General features: G+C 37.7%; 20 protein-coding genes, 2 pseudogenes and 1 other annotated feature. Of the genes and pseudogenes, 6 read left to right on the plus strand and 16 right to left on the minus strand.

The window, feature by feature from the left end; genetic code table 11:
- Nucleotides 1-37: 37 nt before the first annotated feature.
- Nucleotides 38-2437, minus strand: a complete 2400-nt coding sequence (locus tag JCM1039_RS09385; protein ID WP_025015562.1) for a phosphoketolase family protein — start codon at nt 2435-2437, stop codon at nt 38-40.
- A gap of 293 nt (nt 2438-2730) precedes the next feature.
- Between JCM1039_RS09385 and JCM1039_RS09390 the strand changes: the two genes are divergently transcribed.
- The 3 genes from JCM1039_RS09390 to JCM1039_RS09400 all read left to right on the plus strand — a co-directional run bounded on the left by JCM1039_RS09390 (nt 2731) and on the right by JCM1039_RS09400 (nt 4880).
- The gene (locus tag JCM1039_RS09390) at nt 2731-3495 is read left to right on the plus strand and encodes a DeoR/GlpR family DNA-binding transcription regulator (RefSeq protein WP_025015563.1); all 765 of its coding nucleotides are present in this window, start codon (nt 2731-2733) and stop codon (nt 3493-3495) included.
- A gap of 5 nt (nt 3496-3500) precedes the next feature.
- Nucleotides 3501-3851 carry a bacteriocin immunity protein gene (locus JCM1039_RS09395; protein WP_025015564.1) on the plus strand — a complete coding sequence of 117 codons (351 nt, stop codon included), beginning with the start codon at nt 3501-3503 and terminating at the stop codon, nt 3849-3851.
- A 210-nt stretch (nt 3852-4061) separates the two neighbouring features.
- Nucleotides 4062-4880 carry a Cof-type HAD-IIB family hydrolase gene (locus tag JCM1039_RS09400; protein ID WP_025015565.1) on the plus strand — a complete coding sequence of 273 codons (819 nt, stop codon included), beginning with the start codon at nt 4062-4064 and terminating at the stop codon, nt 4878-4880.
- A gap of 39 nt (nt 4881-4919) precedes the next feature.
- Here the strand turns inward: JCM1039_RS09400 and JCM1039_RS09405 are convergent, their stop codons facing one another.
- From JCM1039_RS09405 to JCM1039_RS09445, 9 genes are all read right to left on the minus strand, one after another.
- Nucleotides 4920-5753 carry an AAC(3) family N-acetyltransferase gene (locus JCM1039_RS09405; protein WP_025015566.1) on the minus strand — a complete coding sequence of 278 codons (834 nt, stop codon included), beginning with the start codon at nt 5751-5753 and terminating at the stop codon, nt 4920-4922.
- A gap of 46 nt (nt 5754-5799) precedes the next feature.
- Complete coding sequence (locus JCM1039_RS09410) at nt 5800-7017, minus strand: MFS transporter (RefSeq protein WP_162148747.1); 1218 nt, start codon at nt 7015-7017, stop codon at nt 5800-5802.
- Nucleotides 7018-7090: 73 nt separating this feature from the next.
- On the minus strand, nt 7091-7936 hold the full coding sequence (locus JCM1039_RS09415) for a helix-turn-helix domain-containing protein (protein WP_236692583.1): 846 nt from the start codon (nt 7934-7936) through the stop codon (nt 7091-7093).
- Between the two features lie 55 nt (nt 7937-7991).
- On the minus strand, nt 7992-8717 hold the full coding sequence (locus JCM1039_RS09420) for a GntR family transcriptional regulator (RefSeq protein ID WP_025015569.1): 726 nt from the start codon (nt 8715-8717) through the stop codon (nt 7992-7994).
- The gene (locus JCM1039_RS09425) at nt 8717-9643 is read right to left on the minus strand and encodes a nucleoside hydrolase (protein WP_025015570.1); all 927 of its coding nucleotides are present in this window, start codon (nt 9641-9643) and stop codon (nt 8717-8719) included. Before JCM1039_RS09425 ends, JCM1039_RS09420 begins: the two co-directional genes overlap by 1 nt.
- Nucleotides 9644-9757: 114 nt before the next feature.
- Nucleotides 9758-11773, minus strand: a complete 2016-nt coding sequence (locus tag JCM1039_RS09430; protein WP_025015571.1) for a KUP/HAK/KT family potassium transporter — start codon at nt 11771-11773, stop codon at nt 9758-9760.
- Between the two features lie 60 nt (nt 11774-11833).
- Nucleotides 11834-12526 carry a ribose-5-phosphate isomerase RpiA gene (gene rpiA, locus JCM1039_RS09435; protein ID WP_025015572.1) on the minus strand — a complete coding sequence of 231 codons (693 nt, stop codon included), beginning with the start codon at nt 12524-12526 and terminating at the stop codon, nt 11834-11836.
- Nucleotides 12526-13452 (minus strand): ribokinase, encoded by a 927-nt coding sequence (gene rbsK, locus JCM1039_RS09440; protein WP_025015573.1) that lies wholly within the window; start codon nt 13450-13452, stop codon nt 12526-12528. The genes rpiA and rbsK overlap by 1 nt, the downstream gene beginning before the upstream one ends.
- A gap of 86 nt (nt 13453-13538) precedes the next feature.
- Nucleotides 13539-14342 carry a DUF4931 domain-containing protein gene (locus JCM1039_RS09445; protein WP_025015574.1) on the minus strand — a complete coding sequence of 268 codons (804 nt, stop codon included), beginning with the start codon at nt 14340-14342 and terminating at the stop codon, nt 13539-13541.
- Nucleotides 14343-14499: 157 nt separating this feature from the next.
- On the opposite strand from JCM1039_RS09445, the pseudogene JCM1039_RS11510 reads away from it, so the two are divergent.
- Nucleotides 14500-15803 (plus strand): annotated as a pseudogene (locus JCM1039_RS11510) (extracellular solute-binding protein).
- 170 nt (nt 15804-15973) lie between these two features.
- On the opposite strand, the gene JCM1039_RS09455 reads toward JCM1039_RS11510, so the two are convergent.
- The 6 genes from JCM1039_RS09455 to JCM1039_RS09480 all read right to left on the minus strand — a co-directional run bounded on the left by JCM1039_RS09455 (nt 15974) and on the right by JCM1039_RS09480 (nt 20291).
- Complete coding sequence (locus JCM1039_RS09455) at nt 15974-16417, minus strand: hypothetical protein (RefSeq protein ID WP_025015575.1); 444 nt, start codon at nt 16415-16417, stop codon at nt 15974-15976.
- Nucleotides 16414-17334: a DUF2974 domain-containing protein gene (locus JCM1039_RS09460; protein ID WP_025015576.1), complete on the minus strand. Its 921-nt coding sequence runs from the start codon at nt 17332-17334 to the stop codon at nt 16414-16416. The genes JCM1039_RS09455 and JCM1039_RS09460 overlap by 4 nt, the downstream gene beginning before the upstream one ends.
- Nucleotides 17335-17412: 78 nt before the next feature.
- Nucleotides 17413-18069 carry an amino acid ABC transporter permease gene (locus JCM1039_RS09465; RefSeq protein ID WP_025015577.1) on the minus strand — a complete coding sequence of 219 codons (657 nt, stop codon included), beginning with the start codon at nt 18067-18069 and terminating at the stop codon, nt 17413-17415.
- A 14-nt stretch (nt 18070-18083) separates the two neighbouring features.
- Nucleotides 18084-18725: an amino acid ABC transporter permease gene (locus tag JCM1039_RS09470; RefSeq protein WP_025015578.1), complete on the minus strand. Its 642-nt coding sequence runs from the start codon at nt 18723-18725 to the stop codon at nt 18084-18086.
- On the minus strand, nt 18725-19540 hold the full coding sequence (locus JCM1039_RS09475; RefSeq protein WP_025015579.1) for a transporter substrate-binding domain-containing protein: 816 nt from the start codon (nt 19538-19540) through the stop codon (nt 18725-18727). The genes JCM1039_RS09470 and JCM1039_RS09475 overlap by 1 nt, the downstream gene beginning before the upstream one ends.
- 10 nt (nt 19541-19550) lie before the next feature.
- On the minus strand, nt 19551-20291 hold the full coding sequence (locus JCM1039_RS09480) for an amino acid ABC transporter ATP-binding protein (RefSeq protein WP_025005432.1): 741 nt from the start codon (nt 20289-20291) through the stop codon (nt 19551-19553).
- A 237-nt stretch (nt 20292-20528) separates the two neighbouring features.
- Nucleotides 20529-20771, minus strand: a binding site (T-box leader).
- A 156-nt stretch (nt 20772-20927) separates the two neighbouring features.
- On the opposite strand from JCM1039_RS09480, the gene udk reads away from it, so the two are divergent.
- Nucleotides 20928-21572: a uridine kinase gene (gene udk, locus JCM1039_RS09490; RefSeq protein ID WP_025015580.1), complete on the plus strand. Its 645-nt coding sequence runs from the start codon at nt 20928-20930 to the stop codon at nt 21570-21572.
- 160 nt (nt 21573-21732) lie between these two features.
- Nucleotides 21733-22432, plus strand: a pseudogene (locus JCM1039_RS11515) (transposase); the annotation flags it as partial.

The raw sequence follows: 22432 nt of genomic DNA on the forward strand, positions 1-22432 counted from the left end.
ATTTTTAGTATAGGTCTTTTTTATTCTTATTTAGAAATTACTTCAAGCCCTTCCATTTCCATTCAGTAACTTCTGGCATATCCTTACCATTATCACGAATGTATTGGTGGTGCTTTTCAAGTAAGTCATCCATGTGACTAATGAAGTCAGCGTTCTTACCCTTTAACTTATCAACACTTTCAACAGCGTCCTTTGCAAGGTCAAATCTGTCAAGGTGATTCAAGACACGCATGTCAAATGGAGTGGTAATGTCACCATTTTCTTCGTAGCAGTGGATGTGAACGTTGTAACGCTTGCGAGCGAACCAAATAGATTGCATCATGCTCTTGTAGCCATGCCATGCAAAGATTACTGGAACATCCTTTGGGAATAAGCGGTCAAATTCTTCATCAGAAATAGCATTCTTGTTGTCCTTTGATGACATTAACTTCATAACATCTACAACGTTGATGTAACGGATTTTAAGATCTGGGAACTTGTCGTGCAAAATGTCAATTGCTGCCAAAGTTTCAATAGTTGGTTCAGTTTCAGTTGAAGCAAAGACAACATCAGGCTTAGCACCCTTATCGGTTGAAGCCCAGTCAATGTAGCCTAAGCCCTTGTCAACCAACTTTTGAGCTTCTTCAATTGAGAACCATTGTGGACGTGGTTGCTTTGAAGTTACCAAAACGTTGATGCATTCACGATCCTTAAAGGCCTTGTCACCAACAGCAAGCAAAGTATTAGTATCTGATGGCAAGTATTCATGAATCAAATCTGGACGATTCTTTTCGTATAAGTGAGTCAAAATACCTGGATCTTGGTGAGTGTAACCGTTGTGGTCTTGTTGGAACACAGTTGAGGTAGCAACAAAGTTAAGTGATGGGTAATCATGACGCCAGTATTGTTCCTTAGCTTTTCTAAGCCACTTCATGTGTTGTGTAAGCATTGAGTCTACTACACGACCAAATGCTTCGTAAGTTGCGAAGAAACCATGACGACCAGTTAATACGTAGCCTTCAAGGAAGCCTTCATCTTGGTGTTCTGATAATTGTGAATCGATCACACGACCACTTGGAGCCAGGTTTTCATCATTTGGTTCGTGGATTCCTGGTTCCCATTGACGCTTTTGGTTATCCAAAAGTTGGAACAAACGGTTTGACTTAGATTCATCAGGACCAAAGCCGCGGAAAGTGGTTGGGTTAAACTTAGCAACTTCATCTAAGTATTTAGCCCATTCAACCATGTCTTGAGCTTCCATTGAACCTGGCTTGTCAAACTTAAGAGCAAAGTCGCGGTAGTCTGGCAAGTTCAAACGCTTAGGATCCTTACCACCATTAGTGATTGGGTTCATTGCCATACGGTGGTCGCCTTCAGCAGTGTTTTCAGTAACAATTTCCTTAGGTGAACCATCTTCGTTGAATAATTCTTCAGGCTTGTAGCTTTCAAGCCAATCAGTCAACATGTCGGCATGCTTCATATCACCTTGTGAGACAGGAATTGGAATTTGGTGTGCTCTAAATGAGTTTTCAATTGGGTTACCATCAAGATCCTTCTTTGGACCAGTCCAACCTTTTGGGCATTGGAAGATGATCAATGGCCAGTGTGGCAAACTTGCATCGTTATTTTCACGAGCATGCTTTTGAATGGCCTTGATTTCTTCGATTACTTCGTCCATGGTCTTAGCCATTTCTTCGTGGACTTGCATTGGATCCTTTTCACCATCGAAACGGCCACCCTTAAATACTGAAACAAAGTGTGGATCCCAACCCATACCACGGAAGTATTCGGTTAATTCTTCATCACTCATGCGTGAAACGATAGTTGGGTTAGAAATCTTGAAGCCGTTGATTTGAAGGATCGGTAAAACAGCACCATCTTTAATTGGGTTGATGAACTTGTCACTGAACCAACTTGCTGCAAGCGGGCCAGTTTCAGCTTCACCGTCACCGATTTCAACAGCAGCAATTATGTCTGGGTTATCCAAAACAGCACCAACACCGTGTGAAAGTGAGTAACCTAATTCCCCACCTTCGTGGATTGAGCCTGGTGTTTCAGGAGCAGCGTGAGAAGCAACACCACCTGGAAAACTGAAGCGTTTGAACAACTTAGCCATACCCTTTTCGTCTTGGGTAATTTCTGGATAACGTTCAGTGTATGAACCATCAAGGTATGAGTTAGAAACCATTACTTGGCCACCGTGACCTGAACCTTCAATGTAGAACATGTCCAAATTGTATTTCTTAAGGACACGGTTTAAGTGAGCATAAATAAAGTTTTGTGGAGCAATGGTACCCCAGTGACCAATTGGCTTGGGCTTAACGTCTTCAGCTGTCAAAGGTTTCTTAAGTAGTGGATTCTTCATTAAGAATAATTGTCCAACTGATAAATAATTGGCAGCGCGCCAGTATGCGTCGACGCTCTTTAAGTAATCTTTTGAATCATAATTAACTGTCATTTTATCTCCTTTAAGCACATTAAATTACTCTTGATTGATCTTTTTCCTTATATCTCCATAATACCAATTTCCTAATAAATATCAACTAATTTGCAAATTGGGCCCTACCATTTTAAATAAGTATTTAGATTTAAATCAATACGCCACAAAGCTTGCAATAGCAGCATTTTCATCATTTAATATAAGTGTTTCAGCTATTGAATGCTGACAAACACTGATAAACAAATATAAAATGCTGATTAAACAATTACAATTTTAGTCAGTCATGTTAACTTACTTTATGGAGATACGAAATGATTCAAGAAGAAAGATTAGTTCAAATAAAAAAGATGCTCAAAAAAGAGCACCAAGTATCAACTAAAGAAATCGCTAAAAAGTTCGGTGTATCTTTTGATACGGCTCGCCGAGATGTAATTCACTTAGCCACTACAGGTCAAGCAGTCAGAATCCACGGCGGGATAATGGAAATTAGTCAAAATGACGTACCTGATTTTCTAGCTAGAAATCAAGTTCAATCTCCCGTGAAATTAAAAATGGCCAAGATGGCAAAAAGGTTCATCCATCCTGGTCAATGTGATTTTATCGGTCCTTCTACCACGCTCAAGCAGCTTTGTCCCATGCTTAACGGGATGGATATCCAAGTAGTAACAAATTCAATCGATAATGCTTTGAGTTTACTGACTAGTGAATTTCCATCCGTTAGACTTCTGGGCGGCGTGATTAATAAACAACAGCGCTACATTTATTCAGAGGCTGCCCTTGAGACAATTAGAAGAATTCGTTTCAACACTGCTTTTATTGGTGGTTCTAAAATTGACGCCGATGGCGTTTATACATCATCAATGGCGGATGCCGAAATTGTACGTGCAACAGCTAGTCGAGCAAAACAAATCGTCTTGGTGGCTGAAAAGTACAAATTCACGAATCATTCTACTTCTCCGTACATGTCAATTCCATTAGATAAGGTCGATGTTTTAATTACCGACACGCCTTTATCTGATGAAGTTAAGCAGCATTTCAATTCAAGAACGCAAATCATACCAGTATTAAAGGAGTAATTATTATGTTCAGTCTCTTTAAATCAAGCCAACCCAACACAAAAGAAATTTATCAAGAACTCAAGAAATTCTACAACAGTTTTTTCAGCGATATTTATAATGAAATGAATATTGATCGCTATCGTCAAATCAGAGACGTAATCGGTCTCGTAATTAATAAATTCGACAAAAACGATCACCCGCTTGAATACACCGGCAAATTAGTGATGTACATTCAAGCCAGAGTTGCTTCACGTCACTTGCGTTTAAGCAGCGAACAAGAAGCAATCATGAAAAAATTAACGGAATCTACAAAATATGTAAATCTTTCTTACGTTTACTTAAGTCCGATTGATTCTGCCGAGCAATTCGTTTAAGATTTATAGAAATTAGCTCTGTCCTAGATCAAAAAGATGAATCCCCCAATAAACGGTCGGGCAGACTAAAAAATCTCGAGGTTCTTATGTGAATTTCGAGATTTTTTCTTTTAGAAATTGATAGCGCTTAGTTTTTAAATCGAATTAGCTAAAGTTTTGCCTTATAATAAGATTCGAAAGATATAGATTTTTTACAAAGGACGAATATATGTGAATAAACTTCCCTTCAAAGTTGTTGCTGTCGATATGGACGGTACTTTCATGCGCGATAATCAAACTTTTGATCACAAAAGATTTGACCGCATTCTAAACCAGTTAAGAGATCAAGGTGGCCACTTTATCGTTTCAAGTGGTCGGCCTTATACCAGACTGCGTAAAGATTTCGCAGGCTTTTTAACTAGAATCGACATAATCGCAGATAATGGCTCGCTTTTATTGCAAGACAACAATATTATCAGCACTCACCTGATTACTTATAAGACAACAGTTGATTTAATTCACTTTATCCAAGAACATTATCCAGAAAGTTCAGTTATTGTTACTGGTGTTGATAATTCATACACAACAGTTAATGCATCCCCTGACTTTAAGCAAAAAATGAGCTTCTACTATCCAGAATGTGTTGAAGTTAATGACCTACTTTCAACCGTTTCGCCTAATGGTCAAGTTACCAAGATTACTTTGAGCTATAAAAAAGACTTCTCGGCAGAACTTGAAAGAGAATTTAACAAACACCACACTGAAAAAGTTCACTGTACTTCAAGTGGTTTTGGTTTGCTCGATATCGTGCCATACAGCGTAAATAAAGGTAGCGCGCTTAAATACTTCTTGCGTTACTTCGGCGTTAAACCTAGCAAGTTGATTGCCTTCGGCGATGGCATGAACGACATCGAAATGCTTAAACTTGCCGGTTACAGCTACGCAATGGCAAACGGTGATCCGGAAATCAAGAAGATCGCTAAATATGAAGCTCCTTCTAATAACGACGATGGCGTTTTGGAAGTGCTAGATAGTTACTTGAATAAATAAAAAAAGTTGAGCGAAAAACTCAACTTTTTATTTGCCATATTATTTATTAGCTTCTTCAGCCATTTCTTTATCCTTTTTGGTGTAATACTTTCGAGCTTCATCAATCAAAAGTTTTACTGGAATAATTCGAATATATCCTTTTAAAATTGGTACTTTGACTACTAAATCTGGGTATTTTTCTTCAAAATAACTACCAAAATCATTAAAGTCATCATATTTATCCAAATCGTCAACGTTTTTAAAAGTAATCCATTTTGTTTTACCATCTTCACCTTTAATTGGCGCCTTTTCTGTTAAATTCGGACGACCAATCGTAGAATCAGCTAAATGAAGTGAAGTACAACTCTCGTAATTTGTCCCTAACATGACAACTTTTCCATCAAGATTGTACAAATCTGCTACGGAACTATTTAGGCCAAAGGGATAATCATAACTATCTCGTACACGTGCTATTTTATCTGCATCTTTACCCCAGGCACACATTGAATAAAGTGGATGATTGGATCTCTTTACATCTTTGCTGGTTCTAAAGTATTCAGGTGTTTTACCGATATAGTGGATAGGTGTCGTTTCTTTATCAAAAGCCGGCATATTCTCCATAATCTCTTTTCGTGCTTCAGAAGTTGCTGGTGGATCTTCCCACTCAATTGGATCACCAATATCAGCTGTTTGAGCAGCCATAATAATATTCCCTTGATTTACAACTTCTTTTAAAACCCTTACTACACTCTGTTCACCACCCGGAATATAACCAAATGCGCTAAGAGATGTATGAACTTCAATACTATCCGTAGGTTTAAGATATTTTTCAAGGATACTTTTCAGCCTTTTAGCTGGCATAACTGTTTTAATTATTTTTTCTTGATATGGCATTTTTGATTTTCCTTTTTATAAATACAATCTTCTCTATACATTTCTATCAAAATAAATTTCCCTTGTTTTTAACGATTATTAAAATAAGACAAACGCTAAAAACACTTAAAATCGCTATATTAACGAATGCTGATACATATTGCACCGATGATGAAAAAATAAAGGTGGAGAGTGGCGGAGTAATTGCCAACAAAGTATCAATCACTCCATTAACACTTCCTATCTTGGATTCTGGTACATTCTTTATGACACCACCAAATAGAAGTGGAATAGTAGCACCTATAAAAAATGAAGCCAAAAATAGAGTTAACATCAATACATAAATATTTCGGGTAAAAATACTTAAACAAAAAATTGCAGAAAATATGCTTCCCACCATTACTGAATTAATTAATGCTTTTTTACCCTTAAATAATCTGAGACCAAAAGTCGGTCCTAAAATACTAGCCAGTGAATCTATCGCTGTTAATAACGACACCGACATTGAATAATTAACAGGTGAATACATTTCTTTATCTGCTAATAAAATATACGCTATCGGTAAAATGGGAGCTAACACAATATTTATATTAGATAGCAAAACTGCAATAAATCTTACTTTGGTATTGTCTTTTAAAAACCTTATTCCTTCTAAGGCACAGTTTTTTTCATCTTCATCATTTTTGGTTTCTTTTTTGATAATGACATTCCCAATTAGTGCCATAGCAACAGCTGCGCAACCAAAAGTTGCAGCATTTATAAAGCTCATAAAAATATAATGATTATTCATTACTGTTAAAAGAACACCACCTAAGAACTTACCACCAATTGAAAATGACTGTGCTACTGCACTTAGCCAACCATATTTCTTTTCATAAGATATCTGTGGTGACAATTTTTTTAAGATTATCGGTTCCATTTCTTGTGTAATTATTCCCAGGGTATCTGAAATAAAATTTATGGTTAAGCATAACCCAAACAAAGTCCATTCCTGAAATTTCAAAAATATTAGTCCATTAATCAGATATAAAGTACACTGTAAGATATTTACAATCATTGATACCTTAGTTTTATTACATAATTTATCTGCAATTGGACCTATTATGATAGAAAATACAGGCGGAATAAATTCAAATGTAGTAACTAAAGAAATAGCTAATGAAGAATTAGCTAATTGACTAGCATATGTAATTAAAGCAACGTAATAGAAAACATCACCAATTTCCGATAATGCATCTGCAGTAAACAATTGATATAATTTTTGGTTATTTTTTACATTTCTCACGAACATTATTCTCCAAAAGATTAAGTGAACTAACTTTACTGCAATTTTACATTGCTATTTTTATCTCATAAAATTATTTCGATATATCGAAGTCGAGATGGTTAGCTAAAAATGAATACCCACATCTTTCAAGCAAATCTTTTAATTCTGCTATATGTTTTTGATCACCATTCAAGTAATCTAAATAATATTGCCCAACCATTTTCTTTAAACCATAAATATCATTAGCTGGAAGACTTTTTATTAAATCAAGTGATTCTCGAACACATACATCTGTTTTATAAACGAAAATTGCATTAAACACATAATTTACACAGATAGTAGAAATACGACGCCGTACATCATCAGAGAATTTATTAATATCTGCATATTCTTTAATTACTTGTTTCATTCGTCGTTTTAAAACGGTTGAATTCATTCTCGGCATAGAATTACCAAATAATATCAAAGCTTCTTTATTTTTAACCCAATCATTTGATCTGTACAAATAATTACTAATTTTATCTATTGTATTTTGATCTAATGATGCCATATGATCTTTTAATTCAGCTGCTATTAAAATAGCCCTATATTTTAAACTTAATGAAGCCCCTGAATTCATAAGTATCTTTTTTCTTAACTCGTCTGCCCTTTTGGCATCCCCATCGTTAAAGGACTGTGATAATTCTGAAGATAACTTTTCAGTTGAAGTAGCGCCTTTTGGCAAATTTGAAAAAAACTCTCTTATATCGACATTATTGCTTTCAAGAAGCCAAATAAGTTGTTCACTACCTATATCTGCTTTTTTACCATTTTTAATAATGCCGTTTTCAATTTCAGAGTACCGAGACACAGAGATATGAATATCTCTTATCCACTCACGTTGCGTTTTATTTTGCGCCAGTCTCTCATTTTTTAATGCTTGCCCTACATTTAACATACACATTAGTCTCTCCACCTAACTAAAAAAGTTGAGTAAAAACTACTCAACTTTTTTACTTACCCAAATTTACGAAAGTATTGAAATTCATGTAGTGATAATGCACACGCATATTTGAAACTTCAAACGGCGTACCATCATCCAAGAAAAAGATACCATCCATCACACCAACCGGCTCTGTTGCCTTTAAATGCAATTGTTCTTGATCTGTCTTGCTTGATGGCTCAACCGTGATGTTCAAGAATGCCTTAGTAACAGTCTTGTTTTGTTCATCTTCTAAATAATTGAACAATGAACTCTGCAAAGTTTCCGGCTTCAGCTCTGGCATAATCTTGATTGGCAAATAGCCTGTTTCAATCAAAAATGGCTGCTCATCTAAAAGACGCAGACGCTTGAATTCATACACAAAGTCATTCTCATTGATAAACAGATCTTCCGCAATTTCTTTGGTCGCGTTAATCACATGAAAATCGAGCAACTTAATCTGTTGCTTTTTACCAGGCACCTTAAAACTGTCAGTGATCCCCAAGTTCGAACCATCATAACGGAACATCGCTTGGTTCTTTAAATAAAGCGGATTGATAAAGGTACCACTCCCTCGCTTTTTAAAGACGATTCCTTGTTGCGCCAAAAGTTCCAAGGCTCGCTTCATCGATGAACGGCTTACGCCATAGTGGTCTGCTAAACTACGCTCATCGGGAATCCGCATCCCATCATATTTATTATTTAAAATATTCTGTTTTATATCCTGCATTATTGTCCGATAAACGTAATTCGTCATTATTCTCTTCCTTGATCAGCTTTTTCAATACTATCGATAAACCATTTTGCAAATTTCTCTAAATCAACATCGGTCGCAATTTCCGCATTTGCATGCTCTTGATCCATGAAGTTGATGACACTTGCACCGTAAGTAAATTGGCCACGAAGTTCAATTTCAACGTTGGCTTTTCTCATAGTAAACATTTCGGGATGAAGCAAAATGCCCACTGCAGTTGGGTCATAAATCTTGATGCGGGGATCGCCATCTGGTTCATGAATGTGTGAAAAGAGTGAATAAAGCATATTGCCGACTTCACCGCATTCCTTTACCTTGGCCATTTGTTCAGGCAAAAGATGCGCCTTGTTACCAATTTCAAGTGGGGCAACCTTAATAGGTAAATCACTGTGGAACACTACTTGTGCTGCTTCAGGATCACCTGCAATATTGTATTCGGCAAGTGGACTGTGATTACCACGGCCAATGTTTCCACCCATGATGACAATTTGTTCAATATTGTCTTTTACTTCAGGATATTGCTTAAAAAGCAAAGCAAAATCAGTCAAAGGTCCAATACCGAGTAAAGTCACTTTTTCTGGACTATTTTTAATTTCTTCGGCCATCACAGTTGCGGCAAGGCCAGGCTTAACCAAACTGCGATCTGCTTCTTCAAAATCAAAGCCGGCAATGCCAGTCTTGCCGTGTACTGATGCGGCACTAATCATTGGTGCGACTAATGGTTGATTGGCACCCACCACTACAGGAACCTTAGTATGCAAAAACTTTTCTAAATTTAAAGTATTTTGCAAAGTATATTCAAGTTGGACATTTCCCCAGGTTGGAACGATCATTCGAACATCGAGTTTGTCTGCAAAAAGGCTGATGGCCATTGCAGCGATGTCATCGATTCCTGGATCGGTACTAATAATTAAAGGTTTTTTGTTCATGAAATTTACCTCTTCTAAGCTTACTCATTACCTTAATGATACAAAAAACCAACCAATAAAAAAAGTGGTTCGATCTAATCTAAAAAAAGCCTAGCTTGGCTAGACTTTTTTCATTTACTTTTTAGTTTGTTTCTTAGGTTTAATTCGCTTAATATAGCTTTCTTGATGATTGCCTAAGATCAATGGTACTCGTTCTACCACAGTATCTGCATACTCTAAACCAAACCAAGAAGCCGGGTTAGAAGATAAATTTTGCAGCCAAACTCTAGCCTCGACCATAAACTTCTCATAACCAGTCAATTTAGTTAACGGACTAATTACATCATTAACAATGACGAAGGAGAAGTCACCTACATCTCTACCAGGAGTAGTAGTGAATCTTTGTGGTTGAGCCTCAATAGTACCATCTGCAATCAATTCATGAACAATTTGCCGTAAGTAGACGTTAACGCTAGTTTGCTTTCTAAAACCTAGATAAAGCTGAACGTTGATTACGTTCTTAGTACCGTACGTATTTACTGCATATTCTGCAGTATATGGTTCGTTTGTTACGTTAACAGTGACGAACCAGTAAGCCTTCGCACGCTTTGGACGTTTATCCAAAATTGAGTACAAGATTTCACGTTTAATGAACTTGTTGTACTTAACGTTGGCCATGTAAACCAAGTTAGTTGCGTAGGTAGGGTAATCTTCATCGTGACTCAAATTAGTCAACATGTCGGTGTATTCGTCAAGACGAACGTAGGCATTGCGTGATTCACGCTTGTCACGAATCTTATTTCCATAAAACCAAACATACATGATTGCCAAGATAAAGCCAGCAATTAAAACAGTTACGTAACCGCCGTGTAAGAATTTAGTCAAACTGGAGATTAAGAACATCCCTTCAATAAAAGCAAATGCAATCAAAAAGATCACGCGTAAGTAAAGCGGTTTGCCTTTTTTACCCAAGTATTCAAACAATAATATTGTAGTCATCAACATAGTGACAGTAATTGCCAAACCATATGCTGCTTCCATGTGGTGTGAAGTTCTGAATAAGAACACAACTGCTACAGTTACCACACAGATCATTTTGTTAATCGATGGAATATAAATTTGTCCTTTTTCAGTTGAAGGATAAATAATATTCATTCTTGGTAAAAACTTTAGACTGCTGGCCTCAGCAACCAAAGTAAACGATCCAGTAATCAATGCCTGGGAAGCAATGATAGCTGCGATCGTAGCCAAGGCAATGGCAAAAAGACGCAAATTGTTAGGAACAACTTCAAAGAATGGATTGAAGTCACCATTACCAGCATGATAGCTAACATTATGCAAAATCCAAGCACCTTGGCCTAGGTAGTTTAATGAAAGACAAACAAATATATATGGCCAAGAGCCTATAATATTCGCTTTACCTACGTGTCCGACATCCGAATATAACGCTTCAGCACCAGTAGTAGCCAAGAAGACAGAACCCAAAATTAGAATCCCTACTTTATTAGCTGGACTAAACAAAATTCGAATAGCATGAATGGGATTAATCGCTTCCAAAAGACTCCAGTCATGGCTCAAGTTAGCAATGCCAACTACTCCTAAAAAGGTAAACCATATCAGCATAATTGGACCAAATGTTTTACCAATAACGCTGGTTCCCATCCTCTGAATTGAGAATAAAATTACCAAAATGATGACAGTAATCATAATTACAACTTCTTGAGAAGGAACCGGAATCACATCACCAAAGCGCATATTCTTTAACCCTTCAATCGAAGTGGTAACGGTCACTGCTGGTGTTAAAGTACCATCGGCAAGCAGAGCTGCACCACCAATCAGAGCCGGGATGACCAGCCATTTGGCTTTGTTTCTAACTAAAGCATAAAGAGAGAAGATTCCTCCTTCGCCATGATTAGTTGCCTTCATAGCAATCATGACATATTTAACAGTAGTCAACAAAGTTACTGTCCAAAGAATTAACGAGATTGAACCAACGATCAATTCTCGATTAACGTTGGCAATCCCGCCATTTTCAGTCACAATTGATTTCATTACATATAATGGACTTGTTCCAATATCGCCATACACAATACCTATGGCAATCAACAATCCCGCAAAACTCATCTTTTGCTTTTTAGTAATTTTATTCATGTCTAATAATCCTCTATAAATAAAAAATAGTTAACTTTAACCATTTTTTGTTAAAAATTATTATTTAATTTTATCTTCAATTGTGCCATCGCTATGGGCAATGATTACTTCATCACACATATCAAGGAATAGGCCATGTTCAACTACACCAACGGTGTGGTCAAGATAATCGGCTAAACCATGTGGTGCCGGAACAGGATCGGCAGCCAAATCAATAATGTAATTACCGTAGTGAGTGATGTAACGCTTGTCGCCATCCATCCGCCATTGTGGCTTCAAGCCTTCTTGTTCAAAGCGTCTGAAGTTTTGCTCACAAGAGATTGGTAATACTTCAACAGGAAGAGGGAATCCGCTCAAACGGTGAACCAACTTAGATTCATCAACGATCCAAACGATCTTCTTTGAGTTGACGGCAACGTTCTTTTCAAGGGTTAAAGCACCGCCGCCGCCCTTGATACCATCAAGGTTGTCGGCAACACGGTCTGAGCCATCAACAGTCAAATCGGCTTGATCGATGTCCGCAAGTTCACTAACTTTAAAGCCTAAGCCTTCAAGTTGCTTCTTGCTTCTGTTACTGGTAGTAACGATAGCTTTAAGTTTTAAGCCATCTTCATCCTTGCGTTTGCCCAAAGCATCAATGAAAAATGCGACAGTAGATCCAGTACCAACACCTAAGATCATCCCGCTCTTTACCATGTCGGCTGCTTTTTCGGCAACTTCTTTTTTCAAACGATCTTGTTCAATCTTATCCATTATTCCTCATCCTCCATTGCTTGCTTAACTTCTTGTTCAGTAGGAATTGATGGTTGTGCACCCAACCGTTGCACAGCAATTGATGAAGCACGGCTAGCAATCTTAGCAGCTTCTTCAAAGTTAGACATATCGGCATCCAAGTTACTTGCAAAGTAACCGATAAAGGTGTCGCCGGCACCAGTAGTATCGGTTGCTTCTACTTTATAAGCTGGTACTAATGTTTCAACATCTGGTGTAGAAATATATGCACCCTTATCACCATAAGTAATAATGACGTTCTTTACGCCAAGCAAGTGCAACTTTTCAGCGTTGGTAGCCAAAGTAGACTTATCCTTAATTGGAATACCTGTGATCTTAGCACTTTCAGTTTCATTAGGCATGATGATATCAGTGTATTTCAATAATTCATCTGGAATCTTATCAATTGCAGGAGCAGGATTCAAAATAGTAATCTTGCCTGCTTTTTTGGCCATCTTGAAGGCTGCAGTAGTAACATCAATTGGCGTTTCAAATTGCGCAATAATGCAGTCCCAATTATTAATTAAATCGCCAGCTGCCTTAAGATCTTCAACAGTCAGTTCATAGTTGGCACCATGATCGATAATGATATCGTTTTGGCCAGCTTCATTTAAAGTAATGTAAGCATGACCGGTCTTAGCACCCATCGTGGTTTGAACGTAAGTAGTGTCGACACCGTAACTCTTCAATTGATGAGTAATATAGCCGCCTTCGCTGTCTTCACCTACACGGTTGATAAAGTAAGTCTCTGCGCCACTCTTAGCTGCGGCAATGGCTTGGTTAGCACCCTTACCACCACCAGCAGTAGTAATGTCTGTAGCAGTAATAGTTTCACCAGGTTTTGGAAAATCCTTTACGTGCAATGTAGTATCCACATTGCTTGATCCAATAACTACAATCTTCTTCATGAGCATCCCTCTTCTTAGAAATGTATTTAATCTCATTTATTATAACAAAAAACGCATTCAATAATTCAAACACGTTCTTTGAAATCCTAATGTAAAATACCGCCGTTTACAAAGCCCTTAAGACGCTCGGCTTCCCACTTCAAAGTATCGGAGTCATCGACTTGCGAAATCTTGTAGCCAACAAAATATGGTGAAGCATAGAAACGAGGAATAATCTTGCAGCAGGTACCTTCACCGTCATTGATTGGGTAGAAGAACAAGTTGTAGGAATCCACACCGTGTGACAAAACTGAACGAACATATTGCGTACCCTTTTGAATCAAGTCAGCCCAGGTATCCAAGTTAGTGTTGTCCTTTGTCAAAATGTTCACTTCTTGGTAGCCTTGCACAGGATAAGCGGATAAATTCATTTCAACTGAACCAGACCTACCCACTTCAAAGCCTTTAAAGTTATCAGGTTCAATGTCGTTATAGCCATCTTTATGGTAAAGGCCAACGATCTGCATGTGTGGGTGCGTCAAAGAACCATCGGATTTTGGACCGAAGTTCTTGTACCATAACACACTCTTGTATCTGCCTGACTTGTACATCTTTTGGAAACATTTCAAAGCAAACTTCATCAATTCTTGATTGTCTTCACGTGTATAAGTAGAAATATCACCTTGGTGGTCGCTTGATTCGATTAAAATAGTTTGATCGGTATCCTTCAAAGTTGGGTACTTGTTTTTAAGCCAGATTTTGTCGCCATCTTTATCGAAAATATTAACTAAATGACGCACATCACAGAAGGGACAGCCAGCACTTTGGTTACCTTGACGATTGCCGTAATCGTAGTCATAAGGCTTACGCTTACCGATTGAATATTCATAAACTAAAGGATTCTTATCCATAATTTTCACCTGCTAAATTAACTACTAATTCTCATCTTGATATCTATTTTCTCTATTATCAATTTAAGAACATTAAATCGAATTTGTCTATGAATAGTACGTATGATTATGGTAAACTTCTACTTGAAGGAAAGAAATATTGAGAGGCAAAAAGAGAATGAAATTCTACAAAAAGCTAGCACTCGTTAGTGCAGCAGCACTTGGCTTAGTTGGCCTTAGTGCTTGTTCAAATAATAATAGTAACTCTAGTTCAAGTTCTACAAAGATCCCTACCAAGATTAACAGGAAGACTACTGTTAACTTTTGGTACTCATTAACTGGAACTTCACAAAGCGCTTTGCAAAAGTTGACTAAGGACTTCGAAAAGAAGAACCCTAACATCACTATTAAGTTGCAAAGCCAAGGTGGTAACTACTCTGACTTGCAATCAAAGCTTGTTTCAGGTTTGCAATCACCAAAGGACTTACCAACTATTACACAAGCTTACCCAGGTTGGCTTTACAACGCAGCTAAGAACAACATGCTTGTTAACTTAACTCCATACGTTAACAACAAGTCTGTTGGCTGGGGCTCATACAAGAACAGTGGAATTAAGAAGGCACTTTGGGATGGTGCCAACATTGGCGGTACTCAATACGGTGTACCATTTAACAAATCAGTTGAAGTTTTGTTTTACAACAAAACTTTGCTTGATAAGTATGGCGTAAAGGTACCAAGCAACATGAGTCAACTTGCTAGTGCATCAGCTGAAATCTACCGTAAGAGTCACCACAAGGTACGTGGTATGGGCTTTGACGCACTTAACAACTACTACATGATGCAAATGAAGGAAACTTACGGCAAGGACTTCAACAAGAACTTGAACTTTGCGGCTAAGGATTCTGTTAAGACTATTAACTACTACGCAAATGGTGTTAAGGCTGGCTACTTCATGCAAGCTGGTACACAAAAGTACATGTCAACTCCATTTAACAATGGTCAAGTTGCCATGTTCATCGGTTCAACTGCTAACGAAGCCTACCTTAAGCAAGGTCTTAAGAAGGGTTACGTTTACGGCGTAGCTGCTCGTCCAAGTCAAATGAACGTACAACAAGGTACTGACATCTACATGTTCAAGAAGGCTAGCGCAATGCAAAAGGCTGCCGCATTCAAGTACCTTAAGTTCTTGACTTCTAAGTCATCACAACTTTACTGGGCAAAGCAAACTGGTTACATGCCAGTTAACACTGCCGCTTTGAACGATTCAGCTTACCAACAAGCTAAGAACAGCAAGATTCCTGCAATTTTGTCTAAGACTTCAAAGAAGCTTTACTTCTTACCTGTAACTAAGAACTCAATTACTGCTTACGACCAAGTTAACGCAAATATGCAAACTATCTTGCTAAGGCAAGCAAGGGCCAAAACTGGACCAGTGATATTAAGACTGGTAAGGCTAAGCTTGACGCTTCTTGGAAGCAATAAAGATAGACTAATTTAGATAATTAAAAGGACATCCCCCAAAGGAAAGAAGGGATGCCCTTTTTTATGTGGTCAGAATATCGGACTCTGAATTATTCACTCAAAGCCCACTTTAAATTAAACCATTAAATCCAAATTTAGTCTGCAAAATTCCCACTACTGGGAAATATTTTCTACCTCAACACATAGCAAGTATTATCCTTACCCAAATCATACTGATCAAAGAGCTTACCAATCTCCACATTAAAATTCTGAATCAAATCATGCTGATTCTCCGCACTAAACTTCTGTGCAAACTCCTTAATCGCCGCATCCCTACTCTTCTCAAAATCTTCCACCGACTCTACTTCAAGCACTGCAGCACTAATATCCGACTTCTCCGGTAAAAACCGCAAATCATGGTCAAAGACCAACTTATAACCATAATGATCATCATCGTTCTTCAAATAAAAGACAAACTCCACCTCATCAGGGTCCTTCTTCATTTGCCCCGTCAATTCCTTAAACTTCATAAAGTTCACGAAGAAATCATAGAAGTCGCCATAAAAATCCTCATCGAAATGATCAATCACTTCATCATTAATTACTTGCTTTGCTGCTAATTCATCTAGTTTCACTTATCTTCATCCTTTAACAATTCATTCTTAAATAGTTCAGCCAACTTCACCAGACTCTTATGATCTAGATAACGCTTCGTCAACTCATCTATCTTTTCCGTCGCCATTTTCTTAATCTCATCGCTAGAGCTGATCTTTTCGATAAAGTCCGTCAATTCACCCGACCGGCTAAGCAGCTTATGCTCACTGCGGCTTTCTACCAAAAACGCCTGGTCAATCTTACGCAACTTCAAGCTACCATCTGGATTAAACTGGTATCCACCCCACATGTGCTGCTTAATCGGCTGCATCGGCTCGCTATCGACATAGCATAACTTACCAACCATATGGTGTGTTTCCGTAATCCCTAAAGTCACCGGATCATAAATATCGACATAGTTAAAAATTCGCTCGCGCATCTGTGCTACGCGTCTCCTCTCCTTCGGTGTAAGGAGCAACCAAATATTAGTACCCTCATACAAATAAGCTGCTGCTATCGCCTCTGGATGCATACAATTAGCCAAGGCAAACTGTGCATTAATTGACCCCAGTGAATGGCCATAAATATAGAATCTGCTTCCTCTAAATTGGTTAATCACATGATTCAAAAACTTACTAGCTGTCTTCAACTGACTAGGAATTCGTCTTTCCTGTGACAGCATCGCCTTCAAAATAGGAATATTCGTCTTGAACCATTCATCACGCCAAGTCTGCGGCGTACCCTTTTTGATACCATAAGATCCCTTAAACAAAATCGTGATCTCATTAGGATTACTAATGACAAACGCACTCATCCCGTCTTTAACGTGTTCCACTCGGCAAACAACACCGATATGATGTCCACCAATCGTTATATTATCGCCTAGCTGCAAATGTTCATAAGATTTTTTAGTTAATTCGACCCGTTCACGGTCGCTTAATTGTTCATTTACGCCCATAATATTTTTCCTAATAAAAAAACTAACCCTTACCACCATAGTAGCATGAGTTAGTTTTTTTGAATAAGATTATAACCACTAATTGTTGTACTTCGTTTGCAAGTAGTTGGCTACTTGTGACAAGCAGAAGCAGACGATGAAGTACATTACCGCAATAATTACGTACATTGGAATTAAGTAAGTCGTATTTTGACTGTAGATGATTTGTGCGTGATAAAGAAGTTCTGGCAACACGATAATTGTTGCAAGTGAAGTATCCTTAACCAGTGATACGAACTGTGACAAAAGTGCAGGAATCATGTTGTGCAAAGCTTGTGGCATGACAACGTGATACATTGCTTGGCCATAAGACATACCGTTTGAACGGGCACCTTCCATTTGACCTGGATCAACTGAGCCGATACCTGAACGAACGATTTCGGCCAACATTGCACCTTCGAAGATTACCAAGGCCGCAATCGAAGCCGACGTTGGATTCGTGACAATACCTAATTGTGGCAAACCAAAGTAAGTAAAGAAGATGATCAAAAGCAATGGCAAGTTACGGATAATATCAATGATAAAGCCAACGATTGCTGAAAGATATTTAATCTTCATGTAGCGGATCAAACCTAAGATCAGACCCACTACAAAACTAAGCGCAATTGAAATAAGTGATACATAAATCGTTACCCAAAGACCTTGTAATAAGAAGCGGGTATCGACCCATGAATATGCATGAATAAAAGTTTCCATTTTCTATCCCCTTCCTATTTAGCCAATTTCTTTTCTAGATGACGCATGTAGTAGCTGAGTGGCAAAGTCAAGATCAAGTAGAAAAGACCTACGATAATATATGTATCAATGGTTTGGAAAGTTGAAAATGCGATCAATTGTGCTTGATACATCAAGTCAAAACCAGCAACGAAGGCTAAAACTGAAGAGTTCTTAACCAAGTTAACGAACTGGTTGCCAAGTGGTGGGATCACGATCTTCATGGCTTGAGGCAAGATAACGTAACGCATTGCTTGCACATAAGTCATACCGTTTGAACGGGCACCTTCCATTTGACCTTCACCGATTGAGTTAATACCGGCACGCACTGTTTCAGCGATAAAGGCTGAAGTATAAAGTGTTAAACCAATTGTACCGGCTTGGAAACCTGACAACTTAACGATGTAACGCGGAACGATCAAGTAAAAGATCATTACGATAACCAGCAATGGAATGTTACGGAAAATTGCGATGTAAATCTTAGCAATCACGCGGCCAAATTTTGGCGGAGCTACTTCAAGCAAAGCGAAGAACACACCCAAAATCAAACTGAATACCAAGGCTACGATACTACATAAAATAGTATTCCAAAAACCTGTCAAAAAAGCGCCCCAGTTATTGGTAATAATTTGCCACATTATTTCAATACCCCCTTAAGACTAAAACCAGGAATTCCTGCGAACCACTTCTTGATCAAACGGTTGTAAGTACCATTTGCTTGAAGCTGCTTAAGAGCCTTGTCAATGTGATTTGCCATGTCAGTTTGACCCTTGTCAACAGCGATACCATAAGGAGCATCACTATAAACACCGCCGACTAACTTGTAGCCCTTGTTTTCTTGGGCAATACCAGCAAGAAGTCCGTTATCAGTAGTCAAAGCCACACCTTGGTTAGCCTTAAGTGCTGACATTGCTTGACCATAGTCATCGTATTGAAGCACACGTGCCTTTGGTGCTGACTTATGCACATCATCAACTGCAGTAGTTCCTTTTACGGCAAGTACAGTTTTATCATTCAAATCTTTAACATTGGTAATTTTACTATTGTTTGGCACAAGCAAAGATGAACCAGCTGGGAAGTATGGCTTACTGAAGGTTACTTGCTTAGCACGCTCTGGCGTAATAGTCATAGTAGCTAAAACTGCATCCACGTTACCGTTTTTAAGGAGTGGAATTCTAGTGTTGGCAGTAGTAGTAACAAAACTTGCAGTACCCTTTTTACCTAACATTTGCTTAGTTAAAGCCTTAGCTAGGTCCATTTCAAAGCCTTCGATCTTACCAGTTTTAACGTTGGTCAAACCAAACAATCTGGTATCTGCTCTAACGCCCCAAACAATATGTTTATTTGCTTCTACCTTTTGGTAAACATTCTGATTCTTATGGCCACAGGCTGATAAAGTGAAAGCCAGCAGCACTAATAAAGGTAAGAAAAGAAATTTTCTTAATTTTTTCATGGCGCGCACCTTAGTCCTTAGAAATAATCTTGCTTAAGAATTGACGTGCACGTTCAGTATTTGGATGATCGAAGAATTCACCTGGATCACGGTCTTCCAAAATGTGACCTTGATCAAAGAAGATCAAACGATTACTTACTTTTCTAGCAAAGCCCATTTCGTGAGTAACCACAACCATAGTGATACCTTGTTCAGCAACATAGCGCATAACTTCAAGAACATCCTCGATCATTTCTGGGTCCAAGGCACTAGTTGGTTCGTCAAACAAAATAACTTTTGGATCCATGGCAAGTGATCTAGCGATGGCAACACGTTGTTGTTGACCACCTGACAATTGACGTGGGTAAGAATTTATCTTATCAGCCATACCTACTCTTTCAAGGTATTGCATGGCAATCTTACGGTTTTCGTCGTCTGGACGCTTCAAAACGATCTTAGGAGCGAGCATAACATTTTCAAGTACAGTGTGGTTGTTGTAAAGATTGAAGTGTTGGAACACCATGCCGACGTTTTTACGAATCTTGTTAATGTCTGTCTTTTTATCGGCTAAGTCATGACCAGTCACAATAAGTTGTCCACTGTTGATTGGTTCTAAGCCGTTCATTGTTCTAATTAAAGTACTCTTACCAGAGCCTGATGGACCAATAATTGAAACCACTTGGCCTTCATCAATTTTCAAGTTAATATCTTTCAATGCATGAAGTTTTCCGTAGTATTTGTCAACATGCTTAAATTCAATAATTGCTGTCATGGTTTCTATCTTTCCTCCATTTTTTTAATAATATTATTCTACCTTTTTTTAAGGCAAAACTAAACCTATATTCAAGCTAAAATGATACATTTGTACATAAATTTGCTATTTTTATTCGCTTTTGAGCAAAAATATCTTTTACTTGTCAAATGAAAGCAATCTCAATTTAGCTTTTTACGAATTTGTTCCAAGAAATGACTATGGCTCTTTTGAGTATAAAAAAAGCCTTCATCCATGCGTAGGGACGAAAGCTTTCCGCGGTACCACCCAAATTGTCTATCAAAAATAGACCTCCTCATAAAGCACAATCATGCTTTACCGGCGTGGTAACGTACCGGAGACGTCTCAACCTACTATAAGAATTGTTAGTTCGGTGAGCTGCTAAAAGTGTTATTCAATAATTCAGGGTCTACTGGCTTCGCACTAACGCCAATTCACTGTAAGAATGGACTATCTACTCTTCTTTTTCATAGCTTTTTAATTTCTTTATATGTATTTAACAGTATTTTGCTTAAAAAAGCAAGTAATATTTGCTTATTTGAGAATGAATCCGTTTTTAATGCAAAATTTTGCTGTTAATATTCGGAAAATGCTTTAAAATATTTAATGATGTATAGAAAAATAAAGGAGCTTGACATGGGAAAACTTGAAAAACCCGTTATTATCGGAATTGCTGGTGGTTCAGGAAGTGGCAAAACTACTATTGCCCACGAAATTGCAGACAACATTAATGATACCGACCATGACCGTATCATGATCATGACGCAGGACTCATACTACAAAGACAACACCGGCGTATCAATGGAAGAAAGAATGAAGATCAACTACGATCACCCTGACGCTTTTGATATGCCACTGCTTGAAGCACAACTTAATCAATTGATGCACAGAAAGCCAATTGAAATGCCAACTTATGATTTCACTGCTCACACAAGAAGTGATGAAACCATTCATGTTGAACCTGCCGACATCATTATTCTAGAAGGTATCTTAGTTTTATTTAACGAAGACATCCGTAACTTAATGGATATCAAGGTTTACGTTGATACTGATGACGACATTCGTTTTATCCGTCGTCTTGAACGTGACATGAAGGAACGTGGTCGTTCACTTGATTCAGTTATCAATCAATACTTAGGCACAGTTAAGCCAATGTACAACCAATTTATCGAACCAACTAAGCGTTATGCAGACATTATTGTGCCAGAAGGCGGAGAAAATGATGTCGCTATTGACATGCTTACTACTAAATTGCAATCAGTTCTAAATAAGATAAAGTAAGACTAGCAGTATTTAATGGCTGTATAATTTTTCCTGTTGATGAATATTTATGATATTCTGTCGACAGGATTTTTTATTGCATAAAAAAAGAGGTCATAGCCTCTCTTAACTTCAAATCCTTCTTCATCCATTTCAATTAAGTTTTCTTGGAGTTTTTGCTATGTCCTCTCTTAACGAGAGTATTAAATTTCATCTCAATATTGAAGACCCTAATATTATTTTTTCTGATTATTTTAAAAAATAGATTAACGGTAAGTATCATAATCTCTATCTAGCAGAACTTATTCAGCCTCATTGTCCTTATCTAACCTTAAGCATAATGGCCATTATACTTCTAACGTACGCTTTATTACTGCTGATGCTAGCTATCCAGTTATCATCAGACTTAAAAAGCAGCGCGTTTTATGCAATACTTGCCTTAAAAGATCAATGGCTCAATCTAATCTTATTAATAAAGGCTGCTATATCTCTAACACTTCTAAGCGAAAAATACTTTCTGCTCTTCTAAGTTCTATGATGATTTTGATCATCTACCTAAACACTTAGCTTTTGATGAATTCAAAGGTGTAGGTAAAAAGCTTCACTTCATTTGTCTAGATGGTTTAGATTGTGACCAAACCTTAGAAAATACTTATTGGGTTATGCAGGACTTTATGGTTGCTATTCAGAATAACGATGAAAAGAAAGTTATCCATCTACTTCATTCAAAACAAACTGTTGGTAAACAAATGTATCAAACCCTATTAACTTTTAAACGAAATTATTCTAATGGCTGTCTTGAAGGAGTTAACCGTAAGATTAAACAAATTGAACGTACTGCTTATGGCTATAGAAATTTTGGTCATCTCTTAATTAGAATT

Origin of the sequence: Lactobacillus kitasatonis DSM 16761 = JCM 1039, from assembly GCF_000615285.1 — a bacterium.
GTDB lineage: Bacteria > Bacillota > Bacilli > Lactobacillales > Lactobacillaceae > Lactobacillus > Lactobacillus kitasatonis.